9 protein-coding genes and 1 pseudogene are annotated in these 18,748 nt (G+C 59.5%); 4 read left to right on the top strand and 6 right to left on the bottom strand.

Translation table 11 applies throughout. The features are described from left to right. Positions 1–118: 118 nt before the first annotated feature. Entirely contained in the window at positions 119–1,513 is a 1,395-nt protein-coding gene (locus AAEO81_RS05640; RefSeq protein WP_166596385.1) for a PhoH family protein, read from the bottom strand. A gap of 470 nt (positions 1,514–1,983) precedes the next feature. Then, a pseudogene (locus AAEO81_RS05635) lies at positions 1,984–3,090 on the bottom strand (polysaccharide deacetylase family protein); the annotation flags it as partial. A 300-nt stretch (positions 3,091–3,390) separates the two neighbouring features. On the opposite strand from AAEO81_RS05635, the gene yaaA reads away from it, so the two are divergent. After that, positions 3,391–4,170 carry a peroxide stress protein YaaA gene (gene yaaA, locus AAEO81_RS05630; RefSeq protein ID WP_341962185.1) on the top strand — a complete coding sequence of 260 codons (780 nt, stop codon included), beginning with the start codon at positions 3,391–3,393 and terminating at the stop codon, positions 4,168–4,170. A 49-nt stretch (positions 4,171–4,219) separates the two neighbouring features. Here yaaA and AAEO81_RS05625 read toward each other — a convergent pair whose 3' ends face one another. The 4 genes from AAEO81_RS05625 to AAEO81_RS05610 all read right to left on the bottom strand — a co-directional run bounded on the left by AAEO81_RS05625 (position 4,220) and on the right by AAEO81_RS05610 (position 13,703). Next, complete coding sequence (locus AAEO81_RS05625; RefSeq protein ID WP_341962184.1) at positions 4,220–4,840, bottom strand: hypothetical protein; 621 nt, start codon at positions 4,838–4,840, stop codon at positions 4,220–4,222. 312 nt (positions 4,841–5,152) lie between these two features. Further along, positions 5,153–5,578: a hypothetical protein gene (locus tag AAEO81_RS05620; RefSeq protein WP_341962182.1), complete on the bottom strand. Its 426-nt coding sequence runs from the start codon at positions 5,576–5,578 to the stop codon at positions 5,153–5,155. Position 5,579: 1 nt separating this feature from the next. Continuing rightward, positions 5,580–11,969: a DUF637 domain-containing protein gene (locus AAEO81_RS05615; protein ID WP_341962181.1), complete on the bottom strand. Its 6,390-nt coding sequence runs from the start codon at positions 11,967–11,969 to the stop codon at positions 5,580–5,582. Between the two features lie 30 nt (positions 11,970–11,999). Then, a complete protein-coding gene (locus tag AAEO81_RS05610) occupies positions 12,000–13,703 on the bottom strand; it encodes a ShlB/FhaC/HecB family hemolysin secretion/activation protein (RefSeq protein ID WP_341964470.1) in 1,704 nt (567 codons plus the stop codon). Between the two features lie 891 nt (positions 13,704–14,594). Between AAEO81_RS05610 and AAEO81_RS05605 the strand changes: the two genes are divergently transcribed. From AAEO81_RS05605 to AAEO81_RS05595, 3 genes are all read left to right on the top strand, one after another. Next, complete coding sequence (locus tag AAEO81_RS05605) at positions 14,595–15,911, top strand: nucleotide sugar dehydrogenase (RefSeq protein WP_341962180.1); 1,317 nt, start codon at positions 14,595–14,597, stop codon at positions 15,909–15,911. A gap of 127 nt (positions 15,912–16,038) precedes the next feature. Next, positions 16,039–17,520: a mannuronan synthase gene (alg8, locus tag AAEO81_RS05600; RefSeq protein WP_166597147.1), complete on the top strand. Its 1,482-nt coding sequence runs from the start codon at positions 16,039–16,041 to the stop codon at positions 17,518–17,520. Between the two features lie 53 nt (positions 17,521–17,573). Further along, positions 17,574–18,746: a PilZ domain-containing protein gene (locus tag AAEO81_RS05595; protein ID WP_341964469.1), complete on the top strand. Its 1,173-nt coding sequence runs from the start codon at positions 17,574–17,576 to the stop codon at positions 18,744–18,746. The last annotated feature ends 2 nt before the right edge of the window (positions 18,747–18,748 follow it).

Genomic DNA, 18,748 nt, shown 5'->3' with positions numbered 1-18,748 from the left:
ACTCCTGGACAGGAGCCCGCATTATAGCGGCAAGACGCGAGTTTCGAGCTACAAGCTGCAAGCATTAGCCCTACGCCGGACCAACACCTGCAGCTTGAAACTCAAAGCTCGACGCTATTTACAGATGGCTTTCTGCGTACTCCGCCAGGATAGAACGAGGCACCCCTTGCAGGGTGATGTGCACGCCATTCGGGAAGTCTTTGAAGCGCTCCGTCAGGTAGGTCAGCCCGGAACTCGTGGCCGACAGGTAAGGGGTGTCGATCTGCGCCAGGTTACCCAGGCAGACCACCTTGGAACCGGCACCGGCACGGGTGATGATGGTTTTCATCTGGTGCGGCGTCAGGTTCTGGCACTCGTCGATCAGAATCAGGCTCTGCTGGAAACTGCGACCCCGTATGTAGTTGAGGGATTTAAACTGTAACGGCACTTTGCTGAGGATGTAATCGACACTGCCATGGGTGTTTTCGTCATCCATGTGCAGCGCTTCCAGGTTGTCGGTGATCGCGCCGAGCCATGGCTCCATTTTTTCCGCCTCAGTGCCGGGCAGGAAGCCGATCTCCTGGTCGAGCCCCTGCACGCTACGCGTGGCAATGATGCGGCGATAACGTTTGCTGACCATGGTCTGCTCGATGGCAGCCGCCAGCGCCAGAATGGTCTTGCCCGACCCCGCCGCGCCAGACAGGTTGACCAGATGGATATCAGGATCGAGCAGCGCGAACAGCGCCAGCCCTTGATAGATATCCCGTGGTTTCAGCCCCCAGGCTTCCTGATGCAGCAAGGGTTCCTGGTGCATGTCCAGCAGCAGCAATTCATCAGGCTTGACGCCTTTGACCCAGCCGACGAAACCCTGCTCGTCGATGATGAACTCGTTGATGTGGACCGCCGGGATCTGCTCGGTCATCTGCACTTTGTGCCAGGTCCGGCCGTGATCCTGACGGGTGTCGACCTTGCTCACGCGGTCCCAGAAGGAGCCGGTCATGGTGTGATAGCCACGAGACAGCATCGATACGTCGTCGACCAACTGGTCGGTGCTGTAATCCTCAGCCTCAATGCCGCAGGCGCGCGCCTTGAGGCGCATGTTGATGTCTTTGGTGACCAGCACGATGCGCACTTCCTTTCTGCGCGCGTGCATGTCGATGAGTTGGTTGATGATGATGTTGTCGTTCAGGTGCTCGGGCAGAAGGCTGTTGGGCTCTTCGCGCTTGCTCATCAGGATGGACAGATAACCCTTGAATACACCTGTACCGCGATCGATCGGTACGCCTTGTTCGACCTCCTCCGGGGTCGCTTCACCGAGTGTCTTGTCGATCAACCGAATAGCCTGGCGGCATTCTGCGGCGACCGAGTGCTTGCCCGCCTTGAGCTTGTCCAGTTCTTCGAGGACCGTCATGGGGATTGCAACGTGGTGTTCTTCGAAATTCAGCAGAGCGTTTGGATCGTGAATCAATACATTGGTATCGAGCACATAGAGGATTGGCTGGTTAGAGGAAGGGGTGCGTCCGTGGTCATCCATACTCGCTCACCTTTGTAGTAGCCAGATAACGCGACACACAGTGATGCCGCGCTACGAAAAGGCCGCCGAGGCTTCCCCCTTGAGGCAGGAGGAAATTGCGCAAAGTGGAGTCTGGGGGACGCCACCTGTGTTGCAGGGTTCGGCGGTCTGTTGTCGTAATACCGCAAAACCGATGACATAAAAAAGCGTTTTGAGTGGAATTTGAAGTTTATTTCACAGCATGACGAATAGCCCTTGGCGGATGCCCCTCACGCGTTTACAGTCGGAAGTCCGGTCGGCGAGAAATCCTCGGAAAAATCCCACCGCGCCCCTCGTAAAACGCCCTACTCTCCCTGTGTTTCGGGCTTTTCAGCTTGTTCGGCGGACTCCTGCGTCTGATTCGCAGATGGCTCGTCGGCAGGCTCGTCGGTATCCTCATCCTCGGGCTCGTCCTGATCGGATTCGTCCGACAATTGCTGCGGATAGATATGACAGTCCTCCCAGACAATTCCCGTCTGCGCGGTGTTGGCCATCAACCAAGGCACCGCTTGCTGCGCCTTGTCGGTGCTGTCATGGAACACGACATTGCCACGACGCCAGAGCAGCATCAGGGTCAGCACGCGATTGGCGGTTTGTTCAACGCTGATGCGACCGGTGGCGTCCTGGGAGTCGATGTTCCACAGCGACACTCGCAGCTGCTGGTCGCGGAAAAACTGCCCGCTGTCGGCGCGACGATGACCGTAGGGCGGACGGAACAGCGGCACGAAGTTGTCCGGCAGCATTTGCTGGACCAGCGCGGCGCTGCGCTCAATGGAATCCTGCCAGCCGTTCCAGTGCGCGTGGGAGCGATACTCCCAGCCCTGCAAACCCACGCATTGCTGGCGATAGAGGGTTTGCAGCGCTTGGGGTGAGCTGCTGTCAATGCGGTTTTGCAGGTTCTTGCCGAGTACGAAGAACGTGGCGTTGATCTTCTGCTGGCGCATGAAATCCGCGAGCCAGTCGGTGGCGCCATCAGCAACTGTCGGACCGCTCTCGAAATTGAGCAGGAAGGTGCGATCCGGCATCTCGTCGCCACTCAACTCGTCAGAGTTGTAGCGCTCGATCTCGCTGCTGGTCTGAGGAAAAAGCGCGGCCATGCGCAACAGTTCGCTCAGGTAGCGCTGGTTGAACGCATCGGCAGGCGCTGCCCAGCGGGCATAGAAGGAATCGTCGGCGACTTTGTATTCCGCCGCACGCTGACGCAGCATCGGCACGTCATCGACCAACACGCAGAACGACGCATCGGCCTCACAGGATTGCTCGGCGGCCTTCCAGTTTTCGAACAGGCGTATCCACATCCGGTTGCGGATCAGGTTCATCGACGCCAGGTTGAGCTGCCGCAGCCCTAGCCGATCCGCCAATTGAACGTCGCTGAGGTTTTCACTTTCCAGCAACTGATGGGCGAAACTCAGGATCTCGGCACGGGACGCCACATCGAATAACTGTGGTGTTTCCAACACCTCGGGCCAGACACTGCGATCCATCGTCGCGATATCCCCGGTCGCCGCTTGGGCATTCAGGCCCAACAAGCAGGCGCCGATCAATAACAACATGCGCAAAACGACGTGCTCCCAATCCTTGAACGAAGAAGCCGAAACCGGCGAGGCACTATAGCGGATTTGAGTGGCCCGGCATTCTGTTTGATACCCCGCTTTCGGGCCTGCCGTGAACCCCGGTGGGAGCGAAATCATTCGCGATAGGTGGTACTGCCGACGCCCCTTTATCGCCTGTACCCTTTTTCGCGAATGAATTCGCTCCCACAGAAAATCCCCCCCACCGATGCGGCCTATCACGACCATAGCTGGAGTCCTCCGCCCGCAACCCCTAGAATCGCCCCCACGATTAAAGGAGACGACCGCATGCTGATGGTGATTTCCCCAGCGAAAACCCTCGATTTTGAAACGCCGCCGACGACTGAGCGCTTCACCCAGCCGCAATACCTGGATCATTCCCAGGAATTGATCACCCAGCTGCGCGAACTCAGCCCGGCACAGATCGGCGAGCTGATGCACCTGTCCGACAAACTCTCGGGCCTTAACGCCGCCCGCTTTGGCAGTTGGACCCCGGCATTCACACCGAAGAACGCCAAGCCGGCTATCCTCGCGTTCAAAGGCGACGTCTACACCGGCCTCGACGCCGAAACCCTCGCCGACGCCGACCTCGACTACGCCCAGCAACACCTGCGCATGCTTTCCGGCCTCTACGGCCTACTGCGCCCGCTGGACCTGATGCAGCCGTATCGCTTGGAAATGGGCACCAAACTGCCCAACAGCCGCGGCAAAGACCTCTACGCGTTCTGGGGCAACCGCATCAGCGAATGGCTCAACGAAGCGCTGGCCGAACAGGGCGACGACGTCCTGCTCAACCTCGCCTCCAACGAATACTTCTCCGCCGTCAAACGCCCGACCCTCAAAGCCCGCGTCATCGACACCGAATTCCGCGACCAGAAAAACGGCCAATACAAAATCATCAGCTTCTACGCCAAAAAAGCCCGCGGCATGATGAGCCGTTTCGTCATCTCCGAACGCATTGGAAAGCCTGAACAACTGAAGGAGTTCGATGTGCAGGGGTATCGCTACGCGAAGGAACTGTCGACGGCGGACAAGTTGGTGTTCTTGCGGGATGAAGGGGCGGAGTGAGGGGCGGTGGGGCCGGTGTTTGAATGACTGGCCCCTTCATATGAGTGCGTTACAACAGCTCTTTCGCCAGCGATTGACTTGCCAGTTCGCTGACCTTGTCGAGCGCCAAGCGTGAGATTTCGGCGTCAGTGCCGAGTTTGTCCGGCTCATAACCATGATCATTTCCGGCAGTGAATGGCGATACGCCTTCGGCATGCTGCCAGACGCGCTCCGTTCCACGTTTCATTACGGCGTTTATTCTGACCACCGGATAAATCACGCTGCTGAAACCATGGGATATATGAAACCCCCAGTGGTCAACCGTCAGCTGAATGTTTGCATCGGCAGTCGTGTCATCGTCCACCACTTTGAACGAAGAGTTCTTGGCCAGCTCCGCAACAAAATGCTGTTTCACAAGCTCACCCAGATCGATTTTCTCGTTATCGACCATTTCGACGATCTCCGCTTGTGGGGACGTTGAAAGCATATTTGCGACGGCAACCCCCAATGCACCGCCGAACGCCATTCCGGTATTTTGGGCACGACCGAAATAACTGATGTTGCCAGGTTGCCATTGGACGGGAAGCACTTTCACCGTTTTGATTTGCGCTCGGTGCTCAGCCGAGAATTTCTGCCCGGCGCAGCCGGTGAGTACGAGCGCGCAGAAGAGAACAGCGATTAATTTTTTCACATCGATCCTTAATGTTTTTTAACGTTTTAGTATTCGTTGGTGCTGCGTCCGTGCCTTGTTGTTAGCGTGCTCCCCCCCTTGAAAAGATAAAATTCATACTTGACAACAGCCTCAAACGCCCTATCTACAAGTTCTTACTTCCCCCGACAGCAGCACCCGACCAGCACTGCTTCAACGTCCACTTTAACGCGGCTTTAGAAGCAGGCCATTATGACTGCGTCACTCCGATGTAATGCATCACGGAGAACATTAGGGCAAGTCACTACGTCACCCTACAATAACTGTGCCACTTTTATTCCACAGCGACTCGCGTCATGGAGTTATTGAAATACAGACTGCTCGCACGATAGTACTCAATGCATCCTCAGCGACATCGGGAACAGTAAATTTAATCCTCCCTCCCGCAATTGTAAGGCACTCATCGCTTTCGCTTATTATCCATTCTTCGCCAATGCTCGACAGCGCCAACTTGAGACATCCCATGCTAACTCCGAGAACCTGCTCCCCTCGGTAGACAAGCGAAGCAGCGGGCGAATACAACTCAACTTCTTCTACTGTCCATTTCTCGTCATACCAAACTCTCATCATAGCTGCGCCAAATACATCAACTTCATTCTTATTAAACGGAGTCTTAGGAAGCACCTTCGATGGCCATCCCAAAGCTTGCCTGACTTCATCACGTGTCAAACCTGCATCAAAAGCCGTGAGCAAGTTTTGATCGGAATAAAAGAACTCCATCCTACCTACCCTTTATGAAACTGCTAGCATCAAGCTTATCAGCATAAGCCTCCATTTGCTTAATTGCGTCGTCATATTTCGATCCGAACTTCTCCCTAATATCAGCAACATCCATTTCAATGGCTTCTTTCACTCGCCCAGACTCTATTAATTTTTGTTGCTGCGCTCGATACGCCTTTGCATCTGCCGAATTACCGAAACTCGCTGTTTGCACATGGTCACGTGGGTCCATCTTAATAGCGGGACCATCCCACTTACTGATGGGAGCGCCGGAGTAGCACGCATGTGCCGGGCAATGATGAGAATCGAAGCCGTCATTAACAGGTCGCGAGGTATCTCGGTGTGCCCCGCCCGAAGCGTCAGCCCGGCCATCATTCGTCTTGCCGGGCTTCGCCGTCGAGCTTCCACCCCCGGCCCCCAGCATCACCGCGCCCAGTTCGTTCCAGAACCGGCTGCCTTCTCCGTTTTTGATCGCGCCGAGTTCGCTGGCGATTTCCAGCCTTGCGGTCAGGTTCTCCTGTTGGAAGAACGCCGCGATGATGGTGCCTTCCTTGATTTCGCCTTGGGCGTAAAGCTCTTTGGCCAGGGCTTGGAGCTTCGGGTCGTCGGCTTCGAGCTGTGCGGAGATCTGTCGGCAGGTGTCTGGCGAGGTTTTGCAGAGGTTGGCAAGCGCGGCGTTTTTGTCTTCGTTCTGCTGCGCGTATTTCTCGTGAATCTGGCGCTTTTCAGCGTCGGTTTTGCTGGTGGCCAGTTCGCCGCGCATGGCCTCCAGGTCTTTGTGCAGGAGGTAGTTGTACTCCGTCGCGTTCTTCGCCACCCAAACCCCTTGCTGGAGTTTTTCGGCGTCGGTGTCTTTTTGGGCGGCGGCGGCGAGGAGGCCGATCATTTGGCTGCTGAGGGTCAGCAGCGCCTCATTGCCCTGGACGAGGCCGTCGAGGTGGCCGACGAGGGCTTCGTTGGCGCCAGCGGCGAGGGCTCCCGTTTTGAAGTCGCCGCCGGTGGCTTTGGCCAGCAGGCCGCCGACCATGGCGTGGATAGCGATTTTGCTGGCGCTGCCGGTTTCGAGGGCGCCGGTGGTGTAGTCGCCGACGAGGTTGAAACTGGCAGCAGCGAGGGTGTTGAACAGCGCGCTCTTGAGACCGTCGCTGACGTTCCCGCCCTGCCCCAGTGCCTTGGCGAGCGCGGCGGAGGTGACGTTTTGCAGGGATTGATTGGCGGCGAACTGGCCGATGCCTTGCCAAGTGTTGAGGGCGGGGCCGGTGACCTTCCCGGTGACGGGGTCGGTGTGAGTGCCGGTCCACTCGTTGAACAACCCGGACGTCAGGCCAGCGGTAAGGCCCGCGACGGCATAGTTTTTGAGACTGTCGGAGGACGTGACGTCCTTGAACACTGCGCCGAGGTTGCCGCGATTGTTTACGGCCGAAACAGCGGCCGTCGTACTGGCACTGGTCGCGACGGCACTTGCGGCTGCAGCAACACTCGCGGCAGCGCCAGCTTCGGCAACGGCAGCAAACGCAGCAGGCCCCACCGCCCATGCCATCAGAATCGCAATGGCAATCTGCGCCGCAGGCCCCAGCCCCGAGTTGTCGTACTTGAACGACTCGTGGATCTCGGCCACCTGCCGCCAATCCACATCCCCGCGCGCCTCGGCCGCTTTGAGCCAGGCCAGTTGCGGGTCGGCCGCCACCATCGCGTCGATGGTCTGACCGACGGTTTGCCGATCGACGTGTTGCACATCGATCTTGAGGCCCTGCACGGCGTTGATGACCACTGCGCCTTTGGCGGTCAGCTCGCTCTGGCGAAGGGTTTCGTCAGTGCGGCCCTCGCCTTTCATGCTGAACCAGGCGAGATCGCTTTTGCTCTTGGCGTGGCTTTCCTGCTGCAGGTCCTTGACCGCTTCGAAGGTCACCGCCCCGCCGCTGTCGAGGGTCAGGTTGCCGCCTGCGTCGAGCGTTGCCTGCTGGTAGCGCTGGTCGCCGCCGCTGACGAGGCTGAGGTTGCCACCCGCCTTGATGCCGCTGCCGACGTGGGTGACGTTGGTGACTTCGTCGCGCTGGCTTTTCTTGGCGCCCCAGCCGCCGTTCTCCTGCATGTCGTACAGGGTCGATGTGCTGTTTTGCGCGGCGATCAGGTCGAGCCGTCCACCGCTGTGAATCTGGACGTCGCGCCCCGCTTCTATCTGGCTGGCGATCAGCGTGGTGTCGCGAGCAGCGGTAGAGCGAACGTCCTGACCGGCGAGCAGCAGGCTGCCGACCTGGGTCTGACGCTCGTCGCGTTCGGTGATGCGTGTGTGGCCGTCCTTGCTGCGGGTTTCCACGCTATGGACGTCGGCGGCGGAAGCAACCGTGATGTCGCGACCGGCGGTGAGGGTCAGGTCGTTGGCGGCGTTGGCCTGGCTGGCGACGACGTTGATGTCGCGCCCAGCGGTCAGGTTGAGGTGGCCGCCCGATTGGAGCGTGGAGGTGAGGTTTTCGATGTCGGTGCGGACGGTGTAGCGATGGCCGCGGTCCGCGAGGTCATGTCGCTCACGCGCGCTGACCGTGGCGAGCAGGTTGATGTCGCGACCGGCATGAAGACTCGCATCGGTGCCCGCCCGAATCGTGCCCCGGTTGCTGATGTCTTGCCCCGCGATCAACGACAGGCCAGCGTTGGCTTGAATGACGCCTGGTCCGTCAATGACCGTGCGCATCCCCGCGCCGTCGCGAACCTGAATCGCGGTGCGGTCGTTGACGATGTCGCCGCTGATGGCCAAGAGGCTGACGTCGCTGCCACGGATTTCTCCGGCCAAGGCATTGCGGATACTGTCCTGAGCCAGCAGCGTCAGGTGCTCGCCCGCTTCGACAAGCCCACCTTGGTAGAGGCTGCCACCGGCCCTCGCGGCAAGATTTTCCTGGCCTCTTAACGTGCCGGTGTTCAGCAAATCACCGCCGCTGAGCAACTCAACGTCGCGTCCCTGAATCAGCGCGTTGCCACGCACATTGCGCTTCTCGGCATCCGCCAGGTACAGCACCGGCACCAGCACGGTCTGGCCATCGACAACGCGGTTTTCCATCCAGACGATGTCGGTCGTGAGCGCAGCGACCTGCTCGACAGACAGCCCCACGCCCATACTCAGCTTCAACGCTTCCTGACTCGCGGCGGCGTTGTTCATCAGGTGGCGAAACTGCGCTTCATCGCTGGTCAGGTCATCCGAGAGAAAGCGCTGACCGGTGCGCGCCACCACTGCGTCACGAATCAAACGCGACTCGTAAAACCCGTCGCCCAGTCGACGCCACGCCCCGTCCGCGCTGTAGCCCAGCAGGCCGAGCAGGTAATCGGAACCGAGAAACTGGCCGAGGTCGGTGAGGTTCGGGTTGCGCTCCACCAGATACCGGGCGCTCGGGTCCTGGCTCTTGATGAACAGACCGTAGTCACCTTGAGGCAGGCGAAAACCGCTGGCCGAGGTCGGGTCGAAACCTGCTGTATTGAGTACGTCGCCATCCGCAACGCGCTTGCTCAAATCGATGTCCACGGCACCCAGCGCGTCGTCGCCGACCTGCCCGGTCAACTGCGCAAGGGTGTTTTCCCGGACCGTACCGTTCTGCACGCTGTGGGCGACGTTGAGCGTCATCTTGCCGCCCGATTGCAGCATCGCAGCGTAGGTCTCGCCGCTGTCGCGCCATTCGATGATGTTGCTCAGTTCTTCGAATCGGTCGTCGCCGGAGCGTGACTTGAGCAGTTCGAACCACGCCAGATCGAAATTTCCGGCAGCCAATGCGGCCTTGAACGCAGGAATGTCGATGAACTCCATCTGGTCCCAGTACGCGGTGTCGATCTGTCCTGGCGTGCCGATCTGCGTGATGTTTTCGCCGATGCGGGCACTCGCGCCGAGGTTGAGCAGGTGCTGTGCCGTGATGGTGAGATCCGCATTCGCGGCCATCAGGCTGTAGCGGTTTTCGACCCGATCAGCCTCGATGTTCATCGATTGCCCGGCAACCAAACGCGCCGATGCCGAATCCTCGATGGCGCGCTCGATCCAGGTTTGCAGAATCGTGATCAGGCCGCGCTTGAAACTGTCGTGGCCGCCGCAGTGCTGGCCGCAGACCCAGTCCAGGTCACCGGCCACCAGCTCGCGTCCCAGTTCGAATTCGGCCTTGGCGTTTTCCACCAGTCGCGCTTTGAGCGAGAGATTGCCTTCGCTTTCAACCGTGCCGGAGCGGTTGCTGAACGCCTCCGCAAAACCGCCGTCCAGCCCCCTGAAATGGAGGTCTCCCTGGCTGTAGACGTCGCCATACAGATTGCTGAAGCGCGGACCGAACAAGGCCATGTCGCCGCCGCTGAACAGCAGGCTGTCAGCGTGGTTGGTGATGCCGGTTTGCGCCTGAAGCGTCACCGCGCCCTGAGCGCCGAGGGTGCCGTGGTTGTCGATTTGCGCAGCGTTGATCCGCAGGCTTTGGCTGGCGGTCAGGACACCGAGGTTATTGAGCAGACCGCTGAGCGTGAGCGTCGCGTCTCCCGCGCTGGCGAGGCGGCCACCGGTCTGCTGCAAATCGCTAGCGGACAGGGTCAGGCGTTGCAGCGTCTGAATCAGGCCGCTGTTGCGCAGGTCCCCAAGGAACGCGAGGTTGAGATCGCCGTCGCTCAGAATCTCGCCTGCGTTGTTCAAGCGTGCGGCCGACAGCGCCAAGCCATTGCCACTGAACAGGCGCTCTCCGGCATTCAACGTGAGATCGTGTTCGGCGTCGAAGCGGGACGTGCCTGCGAATTGCACAACACCCAGCGCCGTCACCGAACCCAGCGCAAGATGGCTGTCGCCCAGGCCGTTGATCATTCCGCCGCTGTTGTCGAGTGCGGCGGCGCGCAGGCTAAAATCGCCGTTGGCTTCGATAATCCCCCGTTGATTCAGCAAGAGTTCGCCAACCTTCAGGTCCAGCGTTCCACCCGCGACCTGACCCTCGCGGTTGTCGAAGGTCGAGCCCTCGAAACGCAGCGCGCCCTTGGCGAAGATCGAACCGGCCTGATTGAGCAGCGTATCGACGGACAGCACGAGGTCATCGACCAGACTCGTCAGTTGCCCGGCGGCCTCGCCCAGTCGCCCGTTGTCCAGCAGCGCGGTCGACACCGAGACCTGACTGCCCGCAATCACCCCACCCCGGTTGTCGAGACGGTCGCGGCTCACGACTCCGATCTGCTGACCGCGTAACGTGCCGCCTTGGTTGTCAACGCGCTCTGCATTGACCGTCAGGGCGCGCTCGGCCGCGAGGGTCTTGCGATTGGTGAGCGTTTTGCTGTTGACGGCAACATCGGTGGCGCGGATGTCGCTTTCGTTTTTAAGCTTCTGGGCGGTGATTGCGATCCGGTCGCGCGCGGTGAGTGTGCTGTGATTCGTCACTTCCCCGGCACTGCGAATCTCGACGATAGGCGCGTTGACCCGCTCGCCTTCGAGGGCCACGTCCTGGGCTTGCACGCGAATCGCCGACGCCGCCGAGGCGTTGGCCAAGGTCAGATGGCCGTTCACGTCCAGGTGCAGATCCCCGGCGCTGGCGGCCACATCGCCTGCCAGACGGACGCCGACCCCGGCTTCGGTGCCCACCAATCGAATGGTGTTGGCGTACATCCCGCCCAGCGCCGAGGAGTCAATGGCGACCTGCGGCTTTTCACTGCCATCGTCGGGCAGCGCCTGGGCGTCCAGACTTTGCGCATCGACTCGATTGCGACCGGCCACGACGTTGAGTTCGCGGGCGTTGATCTGCGCGTTGATCTTCACGGAGCGGGCGATGATGTCGAAGCGGTCCACCGCCGTTGCGTCCAGCCCCGCGCCGTCCACCGCGACTTCGCCCTGTTCGACCTGAAAGCGTCCGACAGTGCCGCCTTCGATCACCGGCGTGCCTGTGGTCAACGTCGCGCGCGGTGTGTTGATGAAACCGCAACCGCTGCACGTGATGCCGTGGGGGTTGGCGACGATGACATGGGCTGCTTGCCCGGCGACTTCCGTGGCGCCACGCAACTGGCTCGGGTGACTGCCGGTGACTTCGTTGAGGATGACCCCGGCGGCTTGTCCGCGCAGATTGGGGTTGCCCAGAATCTGCCCGCCCAGTTGCGTGGACTGGATCGGGCCGGTGGCGTTGTTGAGGATCAGCCCCTCGGGGCCCACGTTGTAGTCCCGAAACTGATTGTGGGAAAGGCCCTGCGCGTTGGGCGCGGCGATGTTGACGATGGGCACGCCGTTGCCCGCCTGTTGCTGGCCGGGACCGCCCACGATGCCCTGGGCCTGTGCCCAGAGCGGTTGCCAGAACAACGCGTTGGCCAGAACCAGCGCCAAGCCGCGCTTGGGAAGACCGCAGAAACGGTCACGAGGGGTCAGCGCGGCCGAAGGCTGGCGCGCCAGAAAAAGCAGGTGGCGAAAATCCATGTTCAAAAAAATCCAGAGAAACGAATGCGGTTACAGGAAGAGTTTCAGGCGCAGGTAAACCGGGGTCTCGCGCTCGGCGAGGGCGTCGGGCCGTTCGAGGGAATGAGCAAATGTCAGGCTGAGCGAGGCATGTTCACCACCGGCGAACAGCTCGGTGGAATGCCCCGAAAGGCGACCATGCTGGCCGCCGTCAAACCCGTGATGTCGGATGACGCCCCGGTCATAGCCGAGGTTGATGCCGTAGCCGGAGACCACCGGACGCAGCCAATCGACGTTCACGGGCCGGGTCCAGCGCAGGTCGTTGCGCCAGTAACCGCCGCTGTCGCCGGACAGGAATTGCTCCTTGTAACCCCGCACCGACGACTCGCCTCCCAAGCTCATGCGCTGTGGGCTGAACAGCACGTCCTGACTGTACTGACCGGTGGCCATGCTGCTGAACATGAACGCCTCGCCTGCCAACTGAAACGGCGCGAGCACGCTCAGCGTCGCGCCGTATTTGCGGTACCGCGACTGGGGTTGGCGATCGTCCGGGCGCGCAGGATTATTCGGCGTCGTACGTTGCGCACCGAATGCACCGACGCCTTTTTGCATGCCCAGCGAAAGGTTGGTGAAGACCGAGCCGATGCGCCGTCCGTGACTAAGCCCCACTTGCAGTTCGCTCAGACGATGGCTGCTGCCGAGCAGGCGACTGCCTTCGATATAGCTGTTGCTGCGCAGATGAGAGACGCCCAGTTGCAGTGAGGTTTTGCCGACGCCATCACGGTGCAACACGCGTTCGGCATGCACCTGATGACTGACCGTGTCCCCGGTCTGCGCGAAGGCAAAGTCATTCGCCTGAACGCAGGATCGATAGTGGCTGCGGCTCTGTGCGTAGCTGACGTTCCACCACTGATAGGGCAGTTCGTAATACAGCATCGAACTTTCAGAATGGCGTTGGTGATCACTGACCGCATCTGCGCCGCTACGCAGATTGAGACGGTCGGCGAGGCCCAGCGGATTGTCCCACTCCAGCCCCAAATCCCATTGCTGCTCGCCAGTGCTTTTTTGCCCGGCATTGCTGCGCGAGAGCTGCGCGCGCCACGGTTTCAGTGGCTCATTGAGCACGCGAACATCGCTGCCGCCCACCTGTTTGCCGGGCTTGAGTTCCAGTCGCGCCCGATTCGAGGGCAGACGGTTGAGTTGATCGACCAACTGTTCGAGCGTTCGCAAATCCAGGATTTCACCAGCCTGACCCGGAAACCCCATGCGCAATTCCTGCGCAGTGAAGGCGCCCTGCTCTGCGCCCAACGCTTCCAACTGACCTTCGACGACTTGCACCGTCAGCGTCCCACCGGACAGGTCCTGCTCAGGCAAATACGCCCGGCTGGTGACCCACCCCTTGTTCAGGTAATGGTTTGTGACGCCGCGAAGTAGGCCATCGAGCTGGGCGGCACCGAGGCACTGATTATGAAAGGGTTCGACCAGCCGTCGCTGGTCCGCAACGCTCAAATGAGCCGCGCCTTTCAGCGTGATACGCCGAATGGGAAAACAAGCGCTGGAAGTCGGTTTTGACTGGCGTGTCGGCGTAATGGTCGGCGTCTGCAAGTGCTGGAGCTGCTCCAACTTGCGCCGCTGGTCCTCAAGCAGCCGTTCCTGCCGGTCGGTGATAACGCTTCGGTCGCCAGGGTTAGCGCCCGGTGCGGCATATGCCGTGCTGATTAACCCTAAACCGGCAATGACCAGCCCGGTTCGCATCCAGATACCCAAGAAAAATGCCCCAAAAAATGAAGGCGCGAAGAGTGCGCGCGATCAGAGGGCATCTCGATCCACAGAAGAAAGGAAACACGTAGGACGATTTTTGAAGTTCCCGTAGGACTGTTCTGGCAGACGAACGGTTTAAAGGCCATGTTATTGGCGCCAATTTATGATCACCCGCAAATGCCGCCTGGTTTTTCTCAAAAAATTAACAACATTTTTTTGTAGTGGCCTATCGCTTTTTTGTACTAGTGGCACAGTTACATGTTGTCGCCGCAAACCCCTTAATATAAAGGACTAAATCGAAAGTGCTATCAAAGTGCAATTACCGTAAAAAACGAACCTGTATCGAAAATTCTCGAAAAGAGGACGAGCGGCCAGGAACTTCTGGGGAAACCTCATGCTCCTACATCCCGTAACAATTCTCGTCCACCTTGTGAGACATCTCTTACATGGCATAAGGACAGATCTGGAAGTTACTAGTCAACGTAGTTAGACCCGTCGGTCTATGTGGTACGTGCAAGGAGAGAACGCACCAAACTAGTTGAAGTAGATCGAGCAAGCACCAATCGGGTGCTGTAAAGCCACTGACGAGCAGGACCATACTGAATCATGGCCAAAAGCCCTGAGCCAGAGGCGCGGCAGCGACTCACAATCATCCGGTGGAGTGTTATGCCATATCCCAGATCGGGAACCCACATACATATGTATGGGTCACTCGACGCTTGTAACCTGTAATATTCGGGCCCGCCTTTAACACGACGCCGCCCCTATTAAATTCTGCCTGTGCTTGTGTCACGACATTAACTTGCCGTGCGGACGAGTGCGCGAAAGTTGAAAGACAGTACTTATATCCAGCCAACTAATGGCGTAAAAATCGAGGAGATTACGATGCATATCAGCATCTTTGGTTTGGGCTATGTCGGTGCAGTATGTGCTGGTTGCCTCTCGGCACGTGGTCATGATGTGGTCGGTGTGGATATCTCCAGCGCCAAGATCGACCTGATCAATCAGGGCAAGTCTCCAATCGTGGAACCGGGCTTGGGCGAGCTGCTGGAGAACGGGATCAAGACCGGCAAACTGCGCGGTACGACTGACTTCTCCGAAGCGATTCGCGCCACTGACCTGTCGATGATCTGCGTCGGCACGCCAAGCAAGAAAAACGGCGACCTGGAGCTGGATTTCATCGAGTCCGTCTGCCGCGAAATCGGTTTCGTGCTGCGTGAGAAAACCTCTCGCCACACCATCGTCGTGCGCAGCACCGTGTTGCCGGGCACCGTCGCCAATGTGGTCATCCCGATTCTGGAAGACTGCTCGGGCAAGAAGGCGGGTGTTGATTTCGGCGTGGCGGTGAACCCTGAGTTCCTGCGTGAAAGCACCGCGATCAAAGACTACGATCACCCACCGATGACCGTTATCGGCGAGTTCGACAAAGCCTCCGGCGACGTCCTGCAATCCCTGTACGAAGAACTCGACGCGCCGATCATCCGCAAGGACATCGCCGTTGCCGAGATGATCAAGTACACCTGCAACGTCTGGCACGCGACTAAGGTCACCTTCGCCAACGAAATCGGCAACATCGCCAAGGCAGTCGGTGTCGACGGTCGTGAAGTGATGGAAGTGGTGTGCCAGGACAAAGCCCTGAACCTGTCGCAGTACTACATGCGTCCAGGCTTCGCGTTCGGCGGCTCCTGCCTGCCGAAAGATGTGCGCGCCCTGACCTACCGCGCCAGCTCACTGGACGTCGAAGCGCCACTGCTCAACTCCCTGATGCGCAGCAACGTTTCCCAGGTGCAGAACGCCTTCGACATCGTTGCGGCCACTGACAACCGCAAAGTGGCACTGCTGGGTCTGAGCTTTAAGGCCGGCACCGACGACCTGCGCGAAAGCCCACTGGTCGAACTGGCAGAAATGCTGATCGGTAAAGGTTTCGACCTGAGCATCTACGACGCCAACGTCGAGTACGCCCGTGTTCACGGCGCGAACAAAGAGTACATCGAGTCGAAAATCCCCCACGTCTCGTCCCTGCTCAACTCCGACTTTGACGCCGTGGTCGACAACTCTGACGTCATCATCCTCGGTAACCGTGACGAGCGTTTCCGCGCGCTGGCCAACAACGCCCCGGCCGGTAAAAAGGTCATCGACCTCGTCGGCTTCATGACCGGCGCCACCACCGAAAACGGCCAGACCGAAGGCATCTGCTGGTAAGAGCAGCGGCGAGCTGCAAGTTTCAAGCGACAAGCTAATGGCCAGCTCCAGGTCTCGAGTCCAGCGCATTCTGCCTGGGCTTGGGGCTTGAAGCTTGCGGCTTGCAACTGATTTAGGGATGCAGATTATGAACGGGCTAAGACACGGCTTTCTTCAAGCCGCCGGTTGGCTGTTTTACTTGTGTGTGTTGGCGGCCATTGCGATGGCACTGCCAGCGACATTGTTCGACTCCCAGTCGAAAGACTTTATTTTCCTGGTCGGTATCGTCGGTATCTGGCGCTACTCGATGGGCGCAACGCACTTTGTGCGCGGCATGATTTTTCTCTACATCGTTTATCCCCACCTGCGCCGCAAAGTTCGCAAGTTGGGCAAGGCCGCTGATCCGTCTCACGTGTTCTTGATGGTCACGAGCTTTCGTATCGACGCGCTGACCACCGCGCAGGTCTACAGCTCGGTCATCCAGGAAGCCATCGCTTGCGGCTACCCGACCACCGTCGTCTGCTCGCTGGTCGAGATGTCGGATGAACTGCTAGTGAAGGCCTTGTGGGCCAAACACAACCCGCCGCCGCACGTGACCCTCGACTTCGTGCGCATCGCCGGGACCGGCAAACGCGATGGCCTGGCCTTCGGTTTCCGCGCCATCTCGCGCCACATGCCGGACGACCGTGCCGTCGTAGCCGTGATCGATGGCGACACCGTGCTGGCGGAAGGCGTGGTGAAGAAAACCGTCCCTTGGTTCCAGTTGTTCGGCAATGTCGGCGGCCTGACCACCAACGAATTCTGTGAAGTGCGCGGCGGCTACATCATGAGCGAGTGGCACAAGCTGCGCTTCGCCCAGCGCCACATCAACATGTGCTCGATGGCCCTGTCCAAACGCGTGCTGACCATGACCGGCCGGATGTCGGTGTTCCGCGCCACGGTCGTGACCGACCCCGACTTCATCGCCGACGTTGAAAGCGACTCGCTGCAACACTGGCGCCTGGGCCGCTTCAAGTTTCTGACCGGCGATGACAAGTCGAGCTGGTTCAGCCTGATGCGCCTCGGCTACGACACGTTCTACGTGCCGGACGCCGCCATCAACACGGTCGAGCACCCGCCCGAGAAGAGCTTTCTCAAGGCCAGCCGCAAGCTGATGTACCGCTGGTATGGCAACAACCTGCGTCAGAACTCTCGTGCACTGGGCCTGGGTGTTCGTCGCCTTGGCGTATTCACCAGCATCGTGCTGTTCGACCAGCGTGTGTCGATGTGGACGTCGATCCTCGGCTTGACCGTCGCGATTCTTGCCAGCCTCAAATACGGTGTGAGCTTCCTGCTCGCTTACCTGCTCTGGATCGGCATCACCCGCCTGATCCTGACGCTGCTGCTGTCCTGCTCGGGACACGCCATTGGCCCGGCCTACCCCGCGATTCTTTATTACAACCAGATCGTCGGCGCGCTGATGAAGATCTACGTCTTCTTCCGCCTCGACCGCCAGTCCTGGACCCGCCAAGACACCAAACTGAGCCGCGACATGGCCAGCTTCCAGGGTTGGTTCAACACCTGGTCGTCTCGAACCATGACTTTCTCGGCTGGCAGCATCTTCGTTGCCGTGCTGCTGACAATGGTCTGACCGCACTAATGGATCAACTCGATTACTCAGGAAACTACGCCATGAACACAGCCATGAACCCAGCCGTGAATGCAAACGTCGTCCATGAATCCGAAGCTCAGCGTCAGCATGCCCGGATCAAAATTCCCGCCAAGCTGCGCCTGCTCAATGGTCAGCCCAATGCCCCACTGGTGCGCGTCGAAGACCTGTCCGCTGGCGGCTTGAGCTACATCACGCCAGCAAACCTGAAGCCGACTGTCGGTGAGGTCATCAAGGCCCGCCTGCAGTTTCTGGTCGACAACCTCGGCCTGGCGATGGACGTCGAATTGCAGATTCGCGCCTACGACGCCGCCAGTGGTCGCGTCGGTTGCCAGTTCCAGCACCTTGAAGCCCAGGACATCGCGACCCTGCGTCACTTGATCACCTCGCATCTGTCCGGCGACATCGTCAGCATGGGCGAAGTGCTGGCGACCCTGCAGCGCGACAACTTCACCAAGGCGCGCAAGGTCAAGGACAGCGGCAGCGGCCTGAGCGCCTTCGGTCGTCTGCGTGCAGTCACTTTCAGCGCCGGTATCTTCGTGGTCGGTCTGGTGGCGTTCGGTTTCGTGGCCAAGTCGGTGTACGGCATGTACTTCGTCAGCCACTCCACGTCCGGTCTGGTCAGCGTTCCTTCCATGGACGTGACCATGCCTCGCGAAGGCACCCTGACCAGCCTCGTCGCCCCGAATAGCCCGGTCGCCAAAGGCGCGCCACTGGCCACGTTCAACACCAGCATGCTCGACATGCTCAAGGGCAACCTCGACCCGGATCAGATGCAACCGGCGAAAATCGAAGAGTTGTTCGGTCGCCAACTGGCCGGGACCATGACCAGCCCTTGCGATTGCATCATCGGCAAGCAACTGGTGGCCGACGGTCAATACGCCAGCAAAGGCCAGGTGATCTTCCAGATGATCCCTCGCAACATCGCCGCCAACGTCGATGCCCGCTTCACCTATCGCCAGTTCGCCGACGTTCAGCCGGGTGCTCGCGTGAACTTCACCGTTGCAGGCGACGACACTACCCATCGCGGCAAGATCGTCAGCGCCACCGCGTTGAGCCCTGCCGATCTGTCGTCCGACATTCGGGTGCAGATCCAGCCTGACGAATCGCTGAACAGCAGCCTCGCCGGTCTGCCGGTGGAAGTGGTCAGTGATCGCGGTCCTTCGCTGAACTGGCTGATCGACAAAGCCACGGCCGCAGGTCTCTAAAC

This window comes from Pseudomonas sp. RC10 (assembly GCF_038397775.1).
In the GTDB taxonomy this organism is placed as follows: domain Bacteria; phylum Pseudomonadota; class Gammaproteobacteria; order Pseudomonadales; family Pseudomonadaceae; genus Aquipseudomonas; species Aquipseudomonas bambusae.
This window is presented reverse-complemented; position numbering and strand designations above follow the sequence as displayed.